We start from the raw sequence: 14918 nt of genomic DNA on the forward strand, positions 1-14918 counted from the left end.
GATCGAACCATGGCAAGCAAGGGCAACGGTCGGGGCCTCGACCTCGCGCGTCAGAAGATGCGCGACGCGGGGGTCGACGAGGTCGCGATCGACACGTTCGCGCACTACTACCGGCTCCTCGAGCACGGTGAGACCGGCATGATCGCCGAGGACACCATCGAGCCGCTCGACATGGAGGCGCTGGCCGACGTCGTGGTCCCCGACGACGTCGCCGCCGAGGCGATCGGCAAGACGGCCGTCATCAAGCTCAACGGCGGCCTCGGCACCTCGATGGGCATGGACCGCGCGAAGTCGCTGCTGTGTGTGCGCCGCGGCCTCAGCTTCCTCGACATCATCGCCCGGCAGGTCCTGCACCTCCGTCAGCAGTACGGCGTCACCCTGCCGCTGATGTTCATGAACTCCTTCCGAACCTCGGCCGACACGATGGCCGCGCTCGAGCGCTACGACGACCTCGCCGTCGACGGTCTCCCGCTGGAGTTCCTCCAGAACAAGGAGCCCAAGCTCCTCGCCGCCGACCTCATGCCGGCGGCCTACCCCAAGGCCCCCGACCTCGAGTGGTGCCCGCCCGGCCACGGCGACATCTACACGGCCTTGCGCGGCACCGGCCTGCTCGCGCGACTCCAGGACGCCGGCTACCGCTACGTCTTCGTCTCCAACTCCGACAACCTCGGTGCCGTGCCCGACGCGCGGGTGGCGGGCTGGTTCGCCCAGAGCGGTGCGCCGTTCGCCATCGAGGCCGTGCGGCGTACGCCCTCGGACCGCAAGGGCGGCCACTTCGCCCGCCGCAAGAGCGACGGCCGCATCGTGCTGCGCGAGACCGCGCAGACCCCGGACCAGGACAAGGAGGCGCTGGCCGACCTCGACCGCCACCGGTACTGCTCGACCAACAACCTCTGGTTCGACATCGAGGCGATGACCAGCACCCTCGACGCACGCGGCGGCATCCTCGGCCTCCCCCTCATCAAGAACGTCAAGCACCTCGACCCGGCCGACCCGTCCACCCCCGAGGTGATCCAGGTCGAGACCGCCATGGGTGCGGCGATCGAGGTCTTCGAGGGCGCCACGACCATCGAGGTCGGTCGCGACCGCTTCGTGCCGGTGAAGACCACCGACGACCTGCTCGTGCTCCGCTCCGACGTCTACGACCTCGGCAAGGACTTCGTGCTCGACCAGGCCGGCGACGAGGTGCCCTACGTCTCGCTCGACGGCGACTTCTACAAGCTGGTCGGCGACTTCGACAAGCGCTTCCCCGAGGGGGCGCCGTCGCTGCGCGAGGCCGGCTCGTTCACCGTCGAGGGCGACTGGACGTTCGGCCGCGGGGTGAAGGTCGTGGGCGAGGTGTCGCTGGAGTCGAGGGCGGCGCAGCGGGTCGAGGGCGGGACCGTCCTCGACGAGCAGGAGCAACATGCCTGACGGGCACCCCGGCCTCCTCCCGGTGGGGGACTACGTCGAGCGCATCCTGGCCACGATCTCCCCGCTGCCGGCGTTCCCGCAGCCGCTGATGGAGGCGCTGGGGCTCGCGCTCGCCGAGGACGTCGTCGCGCCGATCTCGTTGCCGAGCTTCGACAACTCCGCCATGGACGGCTACGCCGTGGTCGCCGACGACGTGGCGGGCGCGTCGGAGGACTCGCCGGTCGTGCTGCCCGTGGTCGGCGAGATCGGGGCCGGCCAGTCCTCGATCCTGGCGATGTCGCCCGGCACCGCGGTCAAGATCATGACCGGCGCCCCGGTGCCGACCGGCGCGACCACGGTCGTCCCCTACGAGTGGACGGATCGCGGCGTCGCGCAGGTGCGCATCGACCGGCCGGCGACGGTCGGCCAGCACATCCGCCCGACCGGCGACGACATCTCCGAGGGCGACATGCTGCTGGAGGAGGGCACCGTCCTCGGCCCGCGCCACCTCGGCATGCTCGCGGCCGTGGGACGCGCGACCGTGCGCACCCGTCCGCGACCGCGCGTCGTCGTCATCTCCACCGGCTCCGAGCTGCGCGACCCCGGTACGCCGCTGGGCCACGACTCCATCTACGACGGCAACTCCTACCTCCTCGCCGCGGCCGCCCGTGCCGCCGGCGCGATCGCCTACCGCGTCGGCATCGTCCCCGACGAGTCCCATGCCTTCACCGAGGCGCTGAGCGACCAGCTGGTGCGCGCCGACATCGTCGTGACGAGCGGCGGCGTCAGCGAGGGCGACTTCGACGTCGTGAAGGAGTCGCTGTCGCAGCACGGCACGATGTGGTTCGGCGGCGTCGGCATGCAGCCCGGCAAGCCGCAGGGCTTCGGGACGATCGGCGAGGACGACACCCCGGTCTTCACCCTGCCCGGCAACCCCGTCTCGTCCTACGTCTCCTTCGAGATGTTCGTGCTGCCCGCGATCCGCCGGATGATGGGCAAGCTGCCCTACTCCCGGCCGCTCGCGCGGGCCCGGCTCACCCACGGCCTCTCGTCGCCCGAGGGCAAGGTCCAGCTGGTGCGCGGGCTCGTCGACTCCGACCGCGGCGGCAGCTTCGTCTCACCGGTCGGCGGCCACGGCTCCCACCTGATCGGCGACCTCGCCACGTCCAACTGCCTGATCGAGGTGCCGGCCGACGTCACCTCGCTCGCGGCGGGCGAGATGGTCGCGGTCCGCAGGCTCGACGAGGACTTCTGATGAGCGACCCCGCCCCGACCCGGCTCACGCACGTCGACGAGAGTGGCGCCGCCCGGATGGTCGACGTCGGCGACAAGCCCGTCACGGCACGTACGGCGTCCGCGTCCGGCCGCGTGCTCGTCAGCCCGACCGTCGTCGAGCTGCTGCGCGGCGAGGGCGTGCCGAAGGGTGACGCGCTCGCGGTGGCCCGGATCGCCGGGATCATGGGTGCGAAGCAGACACCCGCACTCGTCCCCCTGTGCCACCCGCTCTCGATCTCGGGTGTCACCGTCGACCTCTCCGTCACCGACGAGTCCGTCGACATCGTTGCCACCGTCCGCACCACCGACCGCACCGGCGTCGAGATGGAGGCGCTGACCGCCGTGTCGGTCGCCGCGCTCACGGTCGTCGACATGGTCAAGGCCGTCGACAAGGCGGCCGTGATCACCGACATCCAGGTCGAGACCAAGAGCGGCGGCCGGTCCGGGGACTGGCAGCGATGAGCCTGCGCGCCGCCGTGGTGGTGGCCTCCAACCGCGCCGCCTCGGGGGTGTACGCCGACGAGACCGGCCCGCTCATCGTCGACTGGCTGCGCGGCCAGGGCTTCGACTGCGACGAGCCGGCCGTGGTCCCCGACGGCGACCCGGTGCGCGAGGCGATCGCGGCCGCGGTGGCCGACCGCGCCCGCGTCGTGCTCACCACCGGCGGGACCGGGCTGACGCCGACCGACCGCACGCCCGAGGCCACCGCGCCGCTGCTCGACCGCGAGGTGCCGGGCATCGCCGAGGCCATCCGGGCCGCCGGGGTCGCCAAGGGCGTCCCGACCGCGATGCTGTCGCGCGGCCTCGCCGGCATCGCCGGGGACTGCCTCGTCATCAACCTGCCGGGGTCGCGCGGGGGCGTGAAGGACGGCCTGGGAGTGCTCGAGCCGGTGCTGCGCCATGCGGTCGAGCAGGTAGTCGGGAGCGACCACTGAGCACGCTGGGCGGCGCGTCGCCCGGCTGGCCCGCGCGCCTGGAGTCGCACGGTGTCGTGGTCCGGTCGCTGCGCCGCTCCGACGCCGACGAGTGGCAGGCCGTGCGGGCCCGCAATAACGACTGGCTGCGTCCGTGGGACGCGACGGTCCCGCCCGGCGCCAGCCCGCGCCCGTCGTCGTACCGCGCGGTCACCCGCTCGCTGCTGCAGCAGGCCCGGCGCGGGCAGAGCCTGCCGTTCGTGATCAAGGTCGACGGCCGGTTCGTCGGGCAGGTCACCGTCAGCAACGTCGCACGCGGCTCGGCGCAGTGGGCCTCGATCGGCTACTGGGTGTCCATGGACGTCGCCGGGCGCGGCGTCGCCCCGCGTGCCGTCGCCATGGTCATCGACCACTGCTTCGGCCCGGTCGGGCTGCACCGGGTCGAGATCTGCGTGCGCCCGGAGAACACCAACTCGCTCCGGGTGGTGGAGAAGCTCGGCCTCGAGCAGGTCGGCTACGCGCCGCGCTTCCTCCACATCGACGGTGCCTGGCGCGACCACCGGGTGTTCGCCGTGACGGCGGAGGAGTGTCCCGAAGGGATCGCCGCTCGGCTCGAGACCCACCAGTCACACCAGTAGTTCTGCGACACACCTCTTGACATCCGCCCCACCCCCGCCTAGCCCTCCTACGCTGCGAGCGTGGACCTGAGCGCTCTCATCTTCGTCGCCCTTGCCGTGGCGTGGGCCGTCTACCTGATCCCCAAGGCCCTCAAGCACCACGACGAGGTGGTCCGGAGCCGGTCGGTCGAGAAGTTCTCCCACACCATGCGGATCCTCGCGCGCCGCGAGCCCGTCGACCGCCGCAACGCCCGCCTGGTCGTCGCGCCCATCCGCGCCGTGCTCCGCCCGCCGGTCGAGACCAAGGCGCACGCGCCGGTCGAGCCCGTCGCCACCGTGACCACGCAGGTCCGTCGCGAAGTGACGACCTCCGTCCGCGCCCGGACGACGCCCGCGGCCGAGCGTGCCTCCGCGCGCCGTGCCGCCAAGCGGCGTCGCAACGTCCTCGGCCTCGTCCTGCTCGCCAACGCCGTCGTCATCGGTCTCGCCGCGACCTCGGTGATCACCTGGCCGTGGGTCGCCGTGCCCGCGGCCGTGCTGGTCGCCTGGCTGGTCGCGTGCCGCGTCTCGGTCCGTGCCGAACGGCGCCAGCGCGACGCCCGCGCCGCCATCGAGATCGGCTACCCGCCGGTGGTCGAGGACGACCGCGACGACGACCTCGACCTCACCGGTGAGCTGCCCGTGTCGCCGCCGCAGCCGCGCAGCCCGGCCACGCCCGCCGCGCCGGCGGAGGACGAGCCGGTCGAGGCGCCTGCCGGCGACGTGACCCCGGCTGCCGCTCCCGTGGCGGCTCCGGTCGTCGGTGGCTGGGAGATGGTGCCCACGACCCTCCCGACCTACGTCGGCAAGCCCGCCGCCCAGCGTCGTACGGTCTCCACGATCGACCTCGACTCCACCGGCGTCTGGTCCAGCGGCCACAACGACGAGGACTCCGCCCTCGCCCGCTCGGCCGAGCAGTCCGCCAGGACCGCGCGCGACGCCGACGACCGCCGCGCCAGCGGCGCCTGAGGCGCCTCGCCGACCGCCCGCTCTATGGATTTCCACTCGTACGAGTGGAAGTTCAGCCTCACGGCCGGCTGTCCACGCTCGGGTCCGGATGAAGGTCCACTCGTACGCGTGGAAGTTCATGAGGCGATTGGGTGCGGCCAGATCCGCTCGTGTATCTTGGCGACGCGCCGTGAGGCGCATGGGGCTGTGGCGCAGTTGGTAGCGCGTCTCGTTCGCAATGAGAAGGTCAGGGGTTCGAATCCCCTCAGCTCCACCACACAAGGACCGCCCGTCACCTGCAGAGGTGGCGGGCGGTCCTGCGTTCTCGACTGCGCCAGTCGCGTCCCCCTGCCCTCGGGCGGAGCGACTGAAGGACAGATCGGCGTCGAGCCAGGAGTGCCCCGCCGACTACGGGGGACGAGTCGGCGGGGCAGCGATCAATTCGCTCCCCAAGGCGAATGACCGCACTGGGAACGTACCCGTGACCGGAGCGTGTATTCGGGGAACGTAGCAGGCTTCACCCTCACGAAGGGGCCGAGGATCGAGCCCCGGCGCGGTTGCGCATCCGCTCCAGCAGACGTCCCGTGGCTCGAGCAACGGGCACCGGCCGGCCGAGGCCGTCATCATCGGTGAGCTCGGGTCCTCGGTACGAGGCGGTTGCTCTCCTCCCCGCGCATCGGACGCGCCGGGTGGTCCGTGCGGTCAGCCCTCGTGGTCCGATCGGGCCATCTTCACGCGTTCTCGCTCGGCAACGGAAAGGGAACGGGAGGGTAACGGCGATTCAACCTTCAACCGTGAGGATCGCCGTGAACCCGCACCACCCCTCTGTCGTCGGCCGTGGGCCCGTCCGTTCGGGACGGATGTCCACCGCACATGCTGTCGCCCTGGTCGTCGCTCTTCTGGCCGGTCTGCTCATGGCGGCTCCGCCGGCGGGTGCGACCGCGTACGGTGGCGCCTCAGCCGCTGACTGGCCCGCGGCGTGGAGGACGTACAAGTACACGAGCGGTGTGCCCGTGGGTGACACCAACAGCGACGAGAACCCGCCGACCAGCGATCTCGCGAGCGGTACGTGCAGCTCGTGCGTGGGGCCCGACGCATCGGTGCTCCTCACCAGTGACGGCACGAACGCGTTCTTCCGCATGCGCATGTCGGCCGACAACAACGACCCGTCGAAGGGTGGCCTGACCGGTACCGCGTTCCTCGTCCAGCTCGCCGACGCGTCCGGGACGGTGCGCGCCGTCGTGGGCGTCGACGGCAAGTCGGTGTCCGCCGACTACGTCTACGTGACGACAGCCGCCGGTGCGACGACCACCATGATCTACGAGTACCCGTTCCTGCACAGCGATGCTTCCGACGGCATGCGATGGATCCCCGCGAACGACGGGACCGGGCAGTACTACCTCGACTTCCAGGTACCGATCAGTGCCATCACGACCATCTCGGGCGGTGCCATCACCGGGTCCACCCCGATCAAGCTCTACTACGGGTCGTCGCAGGCCGCGAACCTCGCCGTCATCAACAAGGACTTCATGATCCCGGGGGCCAGCTCGGTGAACTTCGCCTCGCTGAGCACTGTCCAGCTCGTGCCGCCGGTCTACTCGGTGACCTTCGACAGTGCCGGCGGTAGTGCGGTGCAGGGGCAGGACGTCGTCAGCGGCGAGAACGCCACCACCCCGCCCGCACCCACGCGCGCCGGCTACACCTTCACAGGCTGGTACGACGGGGACTCGGCCTACAGCTTCTCCACGCCCGTGACCGCAGCGAAGCAGCTGACTGCGCACTGGGTGGTGAGCACCTACCAGGTGACGTTCGACAGCGCCGGAGGATCTGCGGTGGCGCCGCAGAGCATCGAGCACGGAAGCCAGGTGAGCGAGCCGACGCCGCCCATCCGACCGGGTTACACCTTCGACGGCTGGCGCAACGGGGCGACGCCATGGGACTTCACCTCCGCGGTGACGGGCGCGACCACCCTCACCGCCTCATGGACGAGGAACAACTACCTCGTCACCTTCGACACCGACGGCGGACCCGCCGTCGAGCCCCAGACGGTGCCCTACGGCGATGTGGTGGTCGCGCCGACGGACCCGACGCGGGCGGGGCACACGTTCGTCGGCTGGTTCGACGGGGCCACGCCATGGGACTTCACCTCCGCGGTGACGGGCGCGACCACCCTCACCGCCTCATGGACGAGGAACAACTACCTCGTCACGTTCGACACCGACGGCGGACCCGCCGTCGAGCCCCAGACGGTGCCCTACGGCGACGCGGCCCTCGAGCCTGCCGACCCCACGTGGACGGGGCACACGTTCCTCGGCTGGTTCGACGGGGCCACGCCCTGGGCCTTCAGCACGCCCGTGACCAGTGCCGTCGTCCTGACCGCGAGGTGGACCACGGACACCCCGCCGGTCCCGCAGGCGAACGGCGGCGGACCCACGCCGAACAGCAGCGGCCCCACGACCGACACCACCGACAGCGATGGTGATGGTCTGACCGATGCGATGGAGAGGCTTGCGGGCACGGATCCGTCGTACGCCGACTCGGACGACGACGGCCTCGAGGACGGCGTCGAGGTACGTCATCTGAAGTACGGCGGCTGCCTCGATCCACGCCAGGCAGACTCCGACGGTGACGGCCTGTCCGACGGCAGTGAGGTCACCGGTGTGCAGCTGCACCGCCGCGTCCTGGTTCCACGCGACAGGACGAAGCGACTGGGCATTCTGCGGCCCAGCCCGTGCGACGCGGACACCGACGACGACGGACTCTCCGACGGACGCGAGGTGCACGGAACGCGTGTGCGGGGACTGGGAGTGCTGAAGTCGAGCCCCGTCAAGGCAGACACGGACCGTGACGGACTGAGCGACCGTGACGAGGTGACCGGCCGAGCCAATCGACGGTTCCACCATCGCGCGACCGACCCCACGAACTGGGACACGGACCGAGGCGGCGTCAGCGACGGCAACGAGATCGTTGCCGGGAGCGATCCCACGAACATCGCGTCCGGTCCGACCCACCCGCATCCGGGCACCGACCACCGCCCCTGACCGGCGACTGCCGGGCCGAGCTCCAGCCTCGCTCGGCCTAGCAGGCTCGCGCCACGGGTCGTGTTCCCTCTCGCTTGGTCGAGGTCAGGTCTCGTGCGAGCCGTCGACCTCACGCTCTCTTCTCTGTGAGGTGGCAGCGGGTGCGCACGAGCCAGACGGGGACCTGCCGTGATGAGCGCGCTCGGTCAGGCCGACGGATCTCCTCCGCCCGTAACGGAACGGATGTGCGCGGCGCTGTAGGTGTGATGGGCCCAGCGGCGCGGCTGTCCCCCCGGTGGCCGGCGCCGCTGGGCCATCACCCTTCCGAGAGTCCGCGAGGTGGACCCGGCCGGGTTGGGGGGCCGGCGGCCGGGTCCTGCGCGGACCGCGGCGCAACAGGGGCTCGCCGGTCCGCGCGTTCGAGGTGGAGCGGGACTGCCAGCCTGTCCGACCCTGGGCGAGTGCGCCAGCGTCCGAAAGTAGGGGTGTACGAGACCCCGGCCAGGCATGGGGGCTGACCTGGCCGGGGCCTCGCGCCGCGAGCGTACAACGCGCAGCCCTCCGGAGCCGCGCGTCTTGCTGCGGCCTGTCCGCGTGCCGGTGGCCCCTACGCGGCCGCGAGCTCGGCGATGAGCTGCTTGAGCTGCGCGACGTGGACCGGCTTCTCGAGGACGCGGTCGACGCCGAGGTCGTCGAGCTCACGGCGGTGGTCGCCGGTCCACGCGCTGACGACGATGACTCGCATCGTCGGGGCCACCTCGTCGTTCGTCCTCAACCACTGCACGACCTCGAGTCCGGTCATCCGCGGCATCGAGAGGTCCAGCAGCATGACGTCGTAGGGCTCGCGCTGCACGGCCTCGACGGCCTCGACGCCGTCAGCCGCGGTCGAGGCGTGGTGCCCGGCGCGCTCGACGATCCGCGCGAAGACCTCGCGGATGTCCTCGTTGTCGTCGACGACGAGGAACCGCATCTGTTCTGAGGCCGTGGGCATGGGGTGATGGTGTCACCATTCGCGGCCCGGGGCGTCACCATTCGGTGGTCAACAGGTGGGTGAGTTGTGAAGACAGCCCCGGGTGGCCGGCTGTCACCACCTCCCGGGCAGGATGGGGACACCCCGCTACACCTCGAGTGCGCGAGCCGGTCCGGTCGAGAGACGGCTACGGCCGCGCAGGGTCCCGGCCGGTGCGTGGCCCCGCCGCCGGCCGGGCCCACCTCGGGCGTCCACGTCGCACACACGTGTCCGCCGGGTGGCCCGTGTCCGACCCACACGGGGGCCATGGGTCGGACACGGGTGCCGGGCTGGGCCCAGCCGGCTGGGGACGGCCCGAGCACCCGCTCCTTGAGCCCTCGGACCTGGCCTCCGAGGTGGGCTGCACCGGGAGGCGTGACTCCATGGTGCGTGAGGAGCGCGGTCGGCACGAGCCGCGCCGCGGGCTCGGTGTGAAGCCGGTGTGAACGGCGATCGGGTGCACAGTGGTTCACCCGTCCCCGTATCCTGTGGAGCATGGGACAGGCACTCGGGGCCGTGCTGGTGGGGGTGCTCATCGCGGCGGCCGGTTTCGTTCTCCGTGGCTCGGCCACGCCCTCGCTGCAGGCCGTCAGCGAGGTGCTGCTCTACGGCGGGGTGATCGTCGCCGTCGTCGGCGCCTGGCTCGGCATCTCGCGCTACCTCCAGACGCGCGACGAGTAGCCCGGGCTCAGCGCTCGCGCAGCATGCGCGCCTGCGTACGGCGACCGCGCGCCGCGACGAGAGGCGAGACCGCGACGGCCAGGCGGGGGGCGAGTGCCGCCAGACGTGCCTGGACACCGCGCGAGCGGGGGAGCGTAGTGACCGGCCGGGGCCGGTCGAGCACCCGGGCGACCGCCGCGACGACCTCCTCCGGCTGCAGCAGCCTCCCGGAGAAGGACAGGGCCGCGCCGGGGTCGTCGAGCTTGTCGTGGAGCATCGGCGTCCAGATGCCGTCCGGGCAGATGCAGGAGATGTCGATGCCCCCGATGCCGGCCAGCCTGAGGTCGGCGGCCGTGCTGAGGGAGAAGCCGATCGCGGCGTGCTTCGAGGCGGCGTACACCGCCTCGCCCGGCACCGGCGTCAGGCCGGCGAGCGAGACGACGTTGACCACGTGACCGCCGTGCTCACGCATCGCTGCGATGGCGCTCACGGTGCCGTTGATCGTGCCGAGGGCGTTGACCTCGAGCATCAGCCGACGTGCCTGCGGGTCCTGCTCCCACGCCGGTCCGGTCACGAGGACGCCGGCGTTGTTGACCCAGACCGCGAGCCGTCCGGCCCGCCCGACCAGCTCGTCACGGGCCGCGTCCACCGCCACGTCGTCGCGTACGTCGAGCGCACGCGCGGTGGCGCGTGGTCCGAGCTCGGCGGCCACGGCCGCCGCCGCCTCGCCGTCCAGGTCGGTCACGAGCACGTCGTGTCCACGGTCGACGAGGAGGCCCGCCACGAGTCGGCCGAGCCCACGGCCGGCTCCGGTGACGACGGCTCCACCCAGGGTGCTCATCCTGCGAGGCTAGGGCACCGCTAGCGTCAGGACCGTGACGGAGTACCAGCGCATCTTCGTGGTGGGCGACCGGGCGGCGGCCGACGAGGTCGCGCACCTGAGGTCGTCGCTGGGTCGAAGCGTCGTCGTCCTCACCGCACCGACGGCTGAGGCCAAGCGCGTCGTGACCGGGCTGCAGGTCGAGCCAGTCGCCGACGTGCTCCTGGCACCCGTCCGGTTCCCCGGCGTCGACCGGGGGCACCGACTCGACGAGCTCGTCCGCCAGCACGCCGTCGCGGACCGGTTCCGCGACGTGGTCGTGGTGGCCGACGCGGCGACGGTGACGCTGCTGCTCAGGACGCTGGCCCCCGACCAGCTGCCGATGGCCGGTGCCGTGACGGAGGTGCTGCTCCCGCGCGGCTCACGACCGGTGCCCCTCCTCCAGGCGGCCATCGGCGGCGGCGTGCTGGCCCTCGTCGCGGTGATCGGCTCCGGCGTCGTACCGATCTGGGTACTTCCGCTCCTCGTCCTGCTCGCGGGACTGGTGCTGCTCCTCGTGCCCGGTCGCCGGCACCTCGGCGAGGCGCTCCTGATCTCGGTGGCGGTCGCCGTCGCGGTGTCGCTGCTCTCGATCGCGGGATCGTCGCGGTTCCCCGGCTCCTGGTGACGCCGTACGGGGCTCAGCCGCCGTTGCCGTAGCAGGTGATGTGTCGCTCGCCGGACTTCCAGGAGGCCTCGCTCACCCGCCACCAGAGGAAGCGACGGTCGGCCCGCTTGATGACCTTCGGGCAGCGCCGCTTGGCGAAGGCGTCCTGCCGGGCGACGGAGTAGCGGCCGTCCGGCGCGGTGACCACGCCGCGGGAGATCCACGTGTGGCTCGACGTGCACGGCACGACGTTGCGCTTGCGGGTCAGGCAGCGACGATCGCCCGGGTCGATGCCGCCGCTGACGAACGGCGTCGTGACGGGCAGGTTGCCGAGCTCCCTGTCGTCGTACGCGTTGACGTCGCACCTGATCCAGCGCGCTCCCGCCTTCACCTGCGCCTTCGACGGCGCGAACCACGAGGCCGTGTAGACCACGAGGTGGGTCTGCCTGTGGCTGGCACCGATCGCGGCGTTCCACGGGTCCTTGCACGTCCTGGAGACGAAGCGCTGGAGCCGGGCGCTGGGCTTGCCGGTGAGCTTGATCCTCTTCGGGACGATCTCGACGGCCACCACCAGGGCGGTGTGCGGTCCGGCGCAGTCGACGGCCGGGGAGCTCTCGTGCATGCCCTCGCGGTCCTCGATGGTGTAGGCCCGGCACTCACCCACGCCCGGTGCGCCCGCCAGTGGGTCCGCACTCTGCGAGGCTCCCGCCGGCAGGGCGGCTGCGGTGGTGATGAGCATGGCGATGGCCGTCGCGACGACGGACCAGGTCGATCTGGTCATGTGAGTGGCACCTCTCGTCCCCCGTGAGCCGGTGGCCCGACGCCCCCGGGCACCTGGTGTGCCCAGGTCCTCGCACGCTAGACCCGGCGGGCGAGCCGGAGGAACCGGTCCTAGGGGTGAGGAGTCGACGTCGTTCCCGCGTCCAGCGCGGGCGTACGACGCAGCACCGCCACCATCGCGCAGACCGTCAGGAGCAACGCCGAGGCGAGCAGCACCACGCCGCCCCCGCCGCGGTGGCTCCACGCGGCGCTGCCGAGGTTGCCGAACACCGACGAGCCGACGTAGTAGGCGAACAGGTAGAACGCGGCCGCCTGCCCTGTGCTCACCCTGGCGAGGTGTGCGCGTGCGGTCACCCACCCGCTGGCGAGGCCGTGGATGCAGAAGAACCCCACGGTCAGCGCCGCCATGCCGGCGACGACCACGGCCAGCGAGCCGGCAAGGGTGAGCAGCACGCCAGCGAGCGCGAGCGCGCACCCCACGGGGATGGTCGCCCGACGTCCGATGCGGTCGGCGACGCGGCCCGACACCGTCGAGCTCACCGACCCCAGGGCGTACACGAGGTAGACGAGGCTGATCGTGCCGACGGACAGGCCGTACGGCGCCGTGCTGAGGCGGAAGCCGAGGGCGTTGAACACCGCGACCAACGCCCCGATGGCGCAGGAGCCGAGCACGTAGAGGGCGACCAGGCCGCGGTCGGCGAGGGCGGCCCGGGCACCGGCCAGGACGCTCCCCGTTCCGCGGTCGCGCGGGACGAAGCCACGCGAGGCGGGCAGCAACCAGGCGACGAGCGCGGCCGCGACGAGCGCGACCCCGGCCGCCGCGGCCAGTCCCCAGCGCCAGCTCGACGCGTCCGCGATCGGCGCCGTCACCAGGCGTCCCGCCATCCCGCCCAGCGCGGTGCCACCGATGTAGAGGCCGAAGGCGCGCCCGTGCACCGACGGGTGCAGCTCTTCTCGGAGGTACGCCGTCGCGACGGCCGGCAACCCGGCGAGGGTCACGCCCTGCAGCACCCGCAGGCCGAGCAGCACGTCCCAGGTCGGTGCGGCGGCGGAGGCGAGCGCGACGGCGGCGGCGGACCAGAGGGCGAGGTGGATCAGCCGCGTGCGACCCACGGCCTCCGACAGCGGGCCGGCGACGAGCAGCGCGACGGCGAGCGCAGCCGTCGTCAGGGACAGCGCGAGGGTCGCGTGCGTCGCGGAGATGCCGTAGGCCGCACCGAGCTCCGGCAGCAGTGCCTGGATGTCGTAGAGCAGCACGAAGGTGGACACCCCGGCGGCGAACATGGCGACCATGACGCGGCGGTAGCCGGCGGTGCCCGCGCGGTAGGGCGCGGGGTCCTCGATGGCGGTGGGCCGGAGGGACGACAGCTGCACGGTGGTCACCGGATCGATGATCCGCCTGCCGCGTCCATGCGTCCAATGTCGCTTTGTGCCCTCAGCCATGCGTCGCACGTATGATCGCGGAGTGATGCTGCGCGACCTCGAGTGGCTCGTGGCGCTCGCCGAGCTGGGCCACGTGACGGAGGCGGCTGCCGTGATCGGCACGAGCCAGCCCACCCTGTCGCGGGCACTGGCCCGGCTCGAGGGAGACCTCGGCGTGCGGCTCTTCGAGCGAGTGCCGACCGGGCTGGTGCTCACGCCGGACGGCGACGTGGTGCTCGAGGCGGCGAGGGAGCTGGTCGGTCGTCACGACCTGCTGCGCGCGACGCTGGCCAACCGGCTCGATCCCGAGACCGGGCTGGTGCGGCTGGCGTTCCTGGACTCCATGGCCACGACCCTCGTCCCGCGACTGCTGCGGGCCTTCCACGAGCACGCACCGGGGGTGAAGGTGGTGCTCAGCCAGGAGCCGGCCCACGAGATCCGGCGCGACCTCGACCGGGGGGCGGTCGAGCTCGGGCTCACGATGGAGCACGCGCCGGAGCACGGCTGGTTCGCCGTCCAGCGCGAGCGGCTGGTCGTCATCGTGCCGCCGACGCACCGCCTCGGTGGCCGCAGACGGGTCGACCTCGCAGAGCTGGCCGACGACGAGCTGGTGACCACCCCACCCGGCTTCGGTCACAGCGCGCTCGTCCAGGGCCTGCTCGCCGAGGCCGGGGTCGCCCCGCGGACGTCGTTCGAGAGCGCGGACCTCGCGACCATCGAGGGGCTGGTGGCGGCGGGCCTCGGCTTCGCCGTCGTGCCGGAGGCGTTCGCCGGGCTCTCCGGGACGGTCGGGCTCTCGCTGTCCTCGCCCGGCGCGACGCGCACGATCGGCCTGACGTGGCGCACCGACCGGCCGCTCGCCCCACCGGCCCGCCGGCTGCTCGACCTCGTGCGCAGCGGGGTGTGGGCGGACTGATCCCGGACGCCGACGACCCCGCCCGGGCTGGTCGGGCGGGGTCGTCGGTGACGTGGGCGGGCCGGTGCCCGCGCGGTCTCAGCCCTTGCGCGGGCCGAAGAGCCGGATGCCGGCGCGCCGGGGCTGCGGGATCGCCGGAGCAGGCCACCAGGCCACCTCCGGGTAGCCGCTGCGGTTGAAGCCCTCGCGGTAGACGAAGTTGTCCCCGCACGAGCAGACCCAGCGATCACCGACCTCGTGGCCGGTCGCGGTGGGAGCCTCGTCGGTCTTCAGACAGACGTGGATGAACGTGGACTCCATGGCGCACCCTCCCTGGCGACATGCTCCGGGCTCACCGGGGCGTGTCTATCGTCCGTCGCCGTGGAGGACGCCACCATGGAGATGCGCGAACTCCGAGGCTTCTTGACCGATTCTGCGATCGTTCACCCGTTTTCGGTAGCCCCGGTCTGGCCCGGCGGGC

At 72.2% G+C, this 14918-nt stretch carries 15 protein-coding genes and 1 tRNA gene; 11 read left to right on the forward strand and 5 right to left on the reverse strand.

What is annotated here, in order from left to right:
* The first annotated feature begins 9 nt into the window (after positions 1 to 9).
* The 8 genes from L2K70_RS01935 (at position 10) to L2K70_RS01970 (ending at position 8226) form a co-directional block, all read left to right on the forward strand.
* Positions 10 to 1413: a UTP--glucose-1-phosphate uridylyltransferase gene (locus L2K70_RS01935; RefSeq protein WP_236398214.1), complete on the forward strand. Its 1404-nt coding sequence runs from the start codon at positions 10 to 12 to the stop codon at positions 1411 to 1413.
* Positions 1406 to 2647, forward strand: a complete 1242-nt coding sequence (gene glp / locus L2K70_RS01940) for a molybdotransferase-like divisome protein Glp (protein ID WP_236398217.1) — start codon at positions 1406 to 1408, stop codon at positions 2645 to 2647. Before L2K70_RS01935 ends, glp begins: the two co-directional genes overlap by 8 nt.
* Complete coding sequence (gene moaC / locus L2K70_RS01945) at positions 2647 to 3129, forward strand: cyclic pyranopterin monophosphate synthase MoaC (RefSeq protein WP_236398220.1); 483 nt, start codon at positions 2647 to 2649, stop codon at positions 3127 to 3129. The genes glp and moaC overlap by 1 nt, the downstream gene beginning before the upstream one ends.
* Positions 3126 to 3602 (forward strand): MogA/MoaB family molybdenum cofactor biosynthesis protein, encoded by a 477-nt coding sequence (locus tag L2K70_RS01950; RefSeq protein ID WP_236398223.1) that lies wholly within the window; start codon positions 3126 to 3128, stop codon positions 3600 to 3602. The genes moaC and L2K70_RS01950 overlap by 4 nt, the downstream gene beginning before the upstream one ends.
* A gap of 56 nt (positions 3603 to 3658) precedes the next feature.
* Positions 3659 to 4219, forward strand: coding sequence for a GNAT family N-acetyltransferase (locus L2K70_RS01955; protein WP_236398226.1), 561 nt, complete (start codon positions 3659 to 3661; stop codon positions 4217 to 4219).
* A gap of 60 nt (positions 4220 to 4279) precedes the next feature.
* Positions 4280 to 5206 carry a divisome protein SepX/GlpR gene (gene sepX / locus L2K70_RS01960; RefSeq protein WP_236398229.1) on the forward strand — a complete coding sequence of 309 codons (927 nt, stop codon included), beginning with the start codon at positions 4280 to 4282 and terminating at the stop codon, positions 5204 to 5206.
* A gap of 180 nt (positions 5207 to 5386) precedes the next feature.
* A tRNA-Ala gene (locus tag L2K70_RS01965) sits at positions 5387 to 5462 on the forward strand.
* A 583-nt stretch (positions 5463 to 6045) separates the two neighbouring features.
* Positions 6046 to 8226: an InlB B-repeat-containing protein gene (locus L2K70_RS01970; RefSeq protein WP_236398231.1), complete on the forward strand. Its 2181-nt coding sequence runs from the start codon at positions 6046 to 6048 to the stop codon at positions 8224 to 8226.
* Between the two features lie 586 nt (positions 8227 to 8812).
* Here the strand turns inward: L2K70_RS01970 and L2K70_RS01975 are convergent.
* Entirely contained in the window at positions 8813 to 9196 is a 384-nt protein-coding gene (locus L2K70_RS01975) for a response regulator (protein ID WP_236398234.1), read from the reverse strand.
* 513 nt (positions 9197 to 9709) lie between these two features.
* Between L2K70_RS01975 and L2K70_RS01980 the strand changes: the two genes are divergently transcribed.
* Positions 9710 to 9895 (forward strand): hypothetical protein, encoded by a 186-nt coding sequence (locus L2K70_RS01980; protein WP_236398237.1) that lies wholly within the window; start codon positions 9710 to 9712, stop codon positions 9893 to 9895.
* 7 nt (positions 9896 to 9902) lie between these two features.
* Here L2K70_RS01980 and L2K70_RS01985 read toward each other — a convergent pair whose 3' ends face one another.
* Positions 9903 to 10715, reverse strand: a complete 813-nt coding sequence (locus L2K70_RS01985; RefSeq protein ID WP_236398240.1) for an SDR family oxidoreductase — start codon at positions 10713 to 10715, stop codon at positions 9903 to 9905.
* 34 nt (positions 10716 to 10749) lie between these two features.
* Between L2K70_RS01985 and L2K70_RS01990 the strand changes: the two genes are divergently transcribed.
* The gene (locus L2K70_RS01990; RefSeq protein WP_236398242.1) at positions 10750 to 11361 is read left to right on the forward strand and encodes a hypothetical protein; all 612 of its coding nucleotides are present in this window, start codon (positions 10750 to 10752) and stop codon (positions 11359 to 11361) included.
* A 13-nt stretch (positions 11362 to 11374) separates the two neighbouring features.
* Here the strand turns inward: L2K70_RS01990 and L2K70_RS01995 are convergent, their stop codons facing one another.
* Both L2K70_RS01995 and L2K70_RS02000 read right to left on the reverse strand, forming a co-directional pair.
* A complete protein-coding gene (locus L2K70_RS01995) occupies positions 11375 to 12121 on the reverse strand; it encodes a septum formation family protein (RefSeq protein WP_236398245.1) in 747 nt (248 codons plus the stop codon).
* 110 nt (positions 12122 to 12231) lie between these two features.
* Complete coding sequence (locus tag L2K70_RS02000; protein WP_236398248.1) at positions 12232 to 13503, reverse strand: MFS transporter; 1272 nt, start codon at positions 13501 to 13503, stop codon at positions 12232 to 12234.
* A gap of 85 nt (positions 13504 to 13588) precedes the next feature.
* Between L2K70_RS02000 and L2K70_RS02005 the strand changes: the two genes are divergently transcribed.
* Entirely contained in the window at positions 13589 to 14458 is an 870-nt protein-coding gene (locus tag L2K70_RS02005; RefSeq protein ID WP_236399395.1) for a LysR family transcriptional regulator, read from the forward strand.
* Between the two features lie 78 nt (positions 14459 to 14536).
* Here L2K70_RS02005 and L2K70_RS02010 read toward each other — a convergent pair whose 3' ends face one another.
* Positions 14537 to 14758: a hypothetical protein gene (locus L2K70_RS02010; protein ID WP_236398251.1), complete on the reverse strand. Its 222-nt coding sequence runs from the start codon at positions 14756 to 14758 to the stop codon at positions 14537 to 14539.
* Positions 14759 to 14918 lie beyond the last annotated feature (160 nt).

It is taken from the genome of Nocardioides potassii, assembly GCF_021648885.1.
Taxonomy (GTDB): domain Bacteria; phylum Actinomycetota; class Actinomycetes; order Propionibacteriales; family Nocardioidaceae; genus Nocardioides; species Nocardioides potassii.

Bases quoted from the DNA above. Each gene is read 5' to 3' on its own strand.
- glp (WP_236398217.1), top strand. From the start codon at position 1,406: ATGCCTGACGGGCACCCCGGCCTCCTCCCGGTGGGGGACTACGTCGAG.
- L2K70_RS01980 (WP_236398237.1), top strand. From the start codon at position 9,710: ATGGGACAGGCACTCGGGGCCGTGCTGGTGGGGGTGCTCATCGCGGCG.
- L2K70_RS01950 (WP_236398223.1), top strand. From the start codon at position 3,126: ATGAGCCTGCGCGCCGCCGTGGTGGTGGCCTCCAACCGCGCCGCCTCG.
- L2K70_RS01995 (WP_236398245.1), bottom strand. From the start codon at position 12,121: ATGACCAGATCGACCTGGTCCGTCGTCGCGACGGCCATCGCCATGCTC.
- L2K70_RS01935 (WP_236398214.1), top strand. From the start codon at position 10: ATGGCAAGCAAGGGCAACGGTCGGGGCCTCGACCTCGCGCGTCAGAAG.
- L2K70_RS01970 (WP_236398231.1), top strand. From the start codon at position 6,046: ATGTCCACCGCACATGCTGTCGCCCTGGTCGTCGCTCTTCTGGCCGGT.
- L2K70_RS01975 (WP_236398234.1), bottom strand. From the start codon at position 9,196: ATGCCCACGGCCTCAGAACAGATGCGGTTCCTCGTCGTCGACGACAAC.
- moaC (WP_236398220.1), top strand. From the start codon at position 2,647: ATGAGCGACCCCGCCCCGACCCGGCTCACGCACGTCGACGAGAGTGGC.
- L2K70_RS02010 (WP_236398251.1), bottom strand. From the start codon at position 14,758: ATGGAGTCCACGTTCATCCACGTCTGTCTGAAGACCGACGAGGCTCCC.
- L2K70_RS02005 (WP_236399395.1), top strand. From the start codon at position 13,589: ATGCTGCGCGACCTCGAGTGGCTCGTGGCGCTCGCCGAGCTGGGCCAC.
- L2K70_RS01985 (WP_236398240.1), bottom strand. From the start codon at position 10,715: ATGAGCACCCTGGGTGGAGCCGTCGTCACCGGAGCCGGCCGTGGGCTC.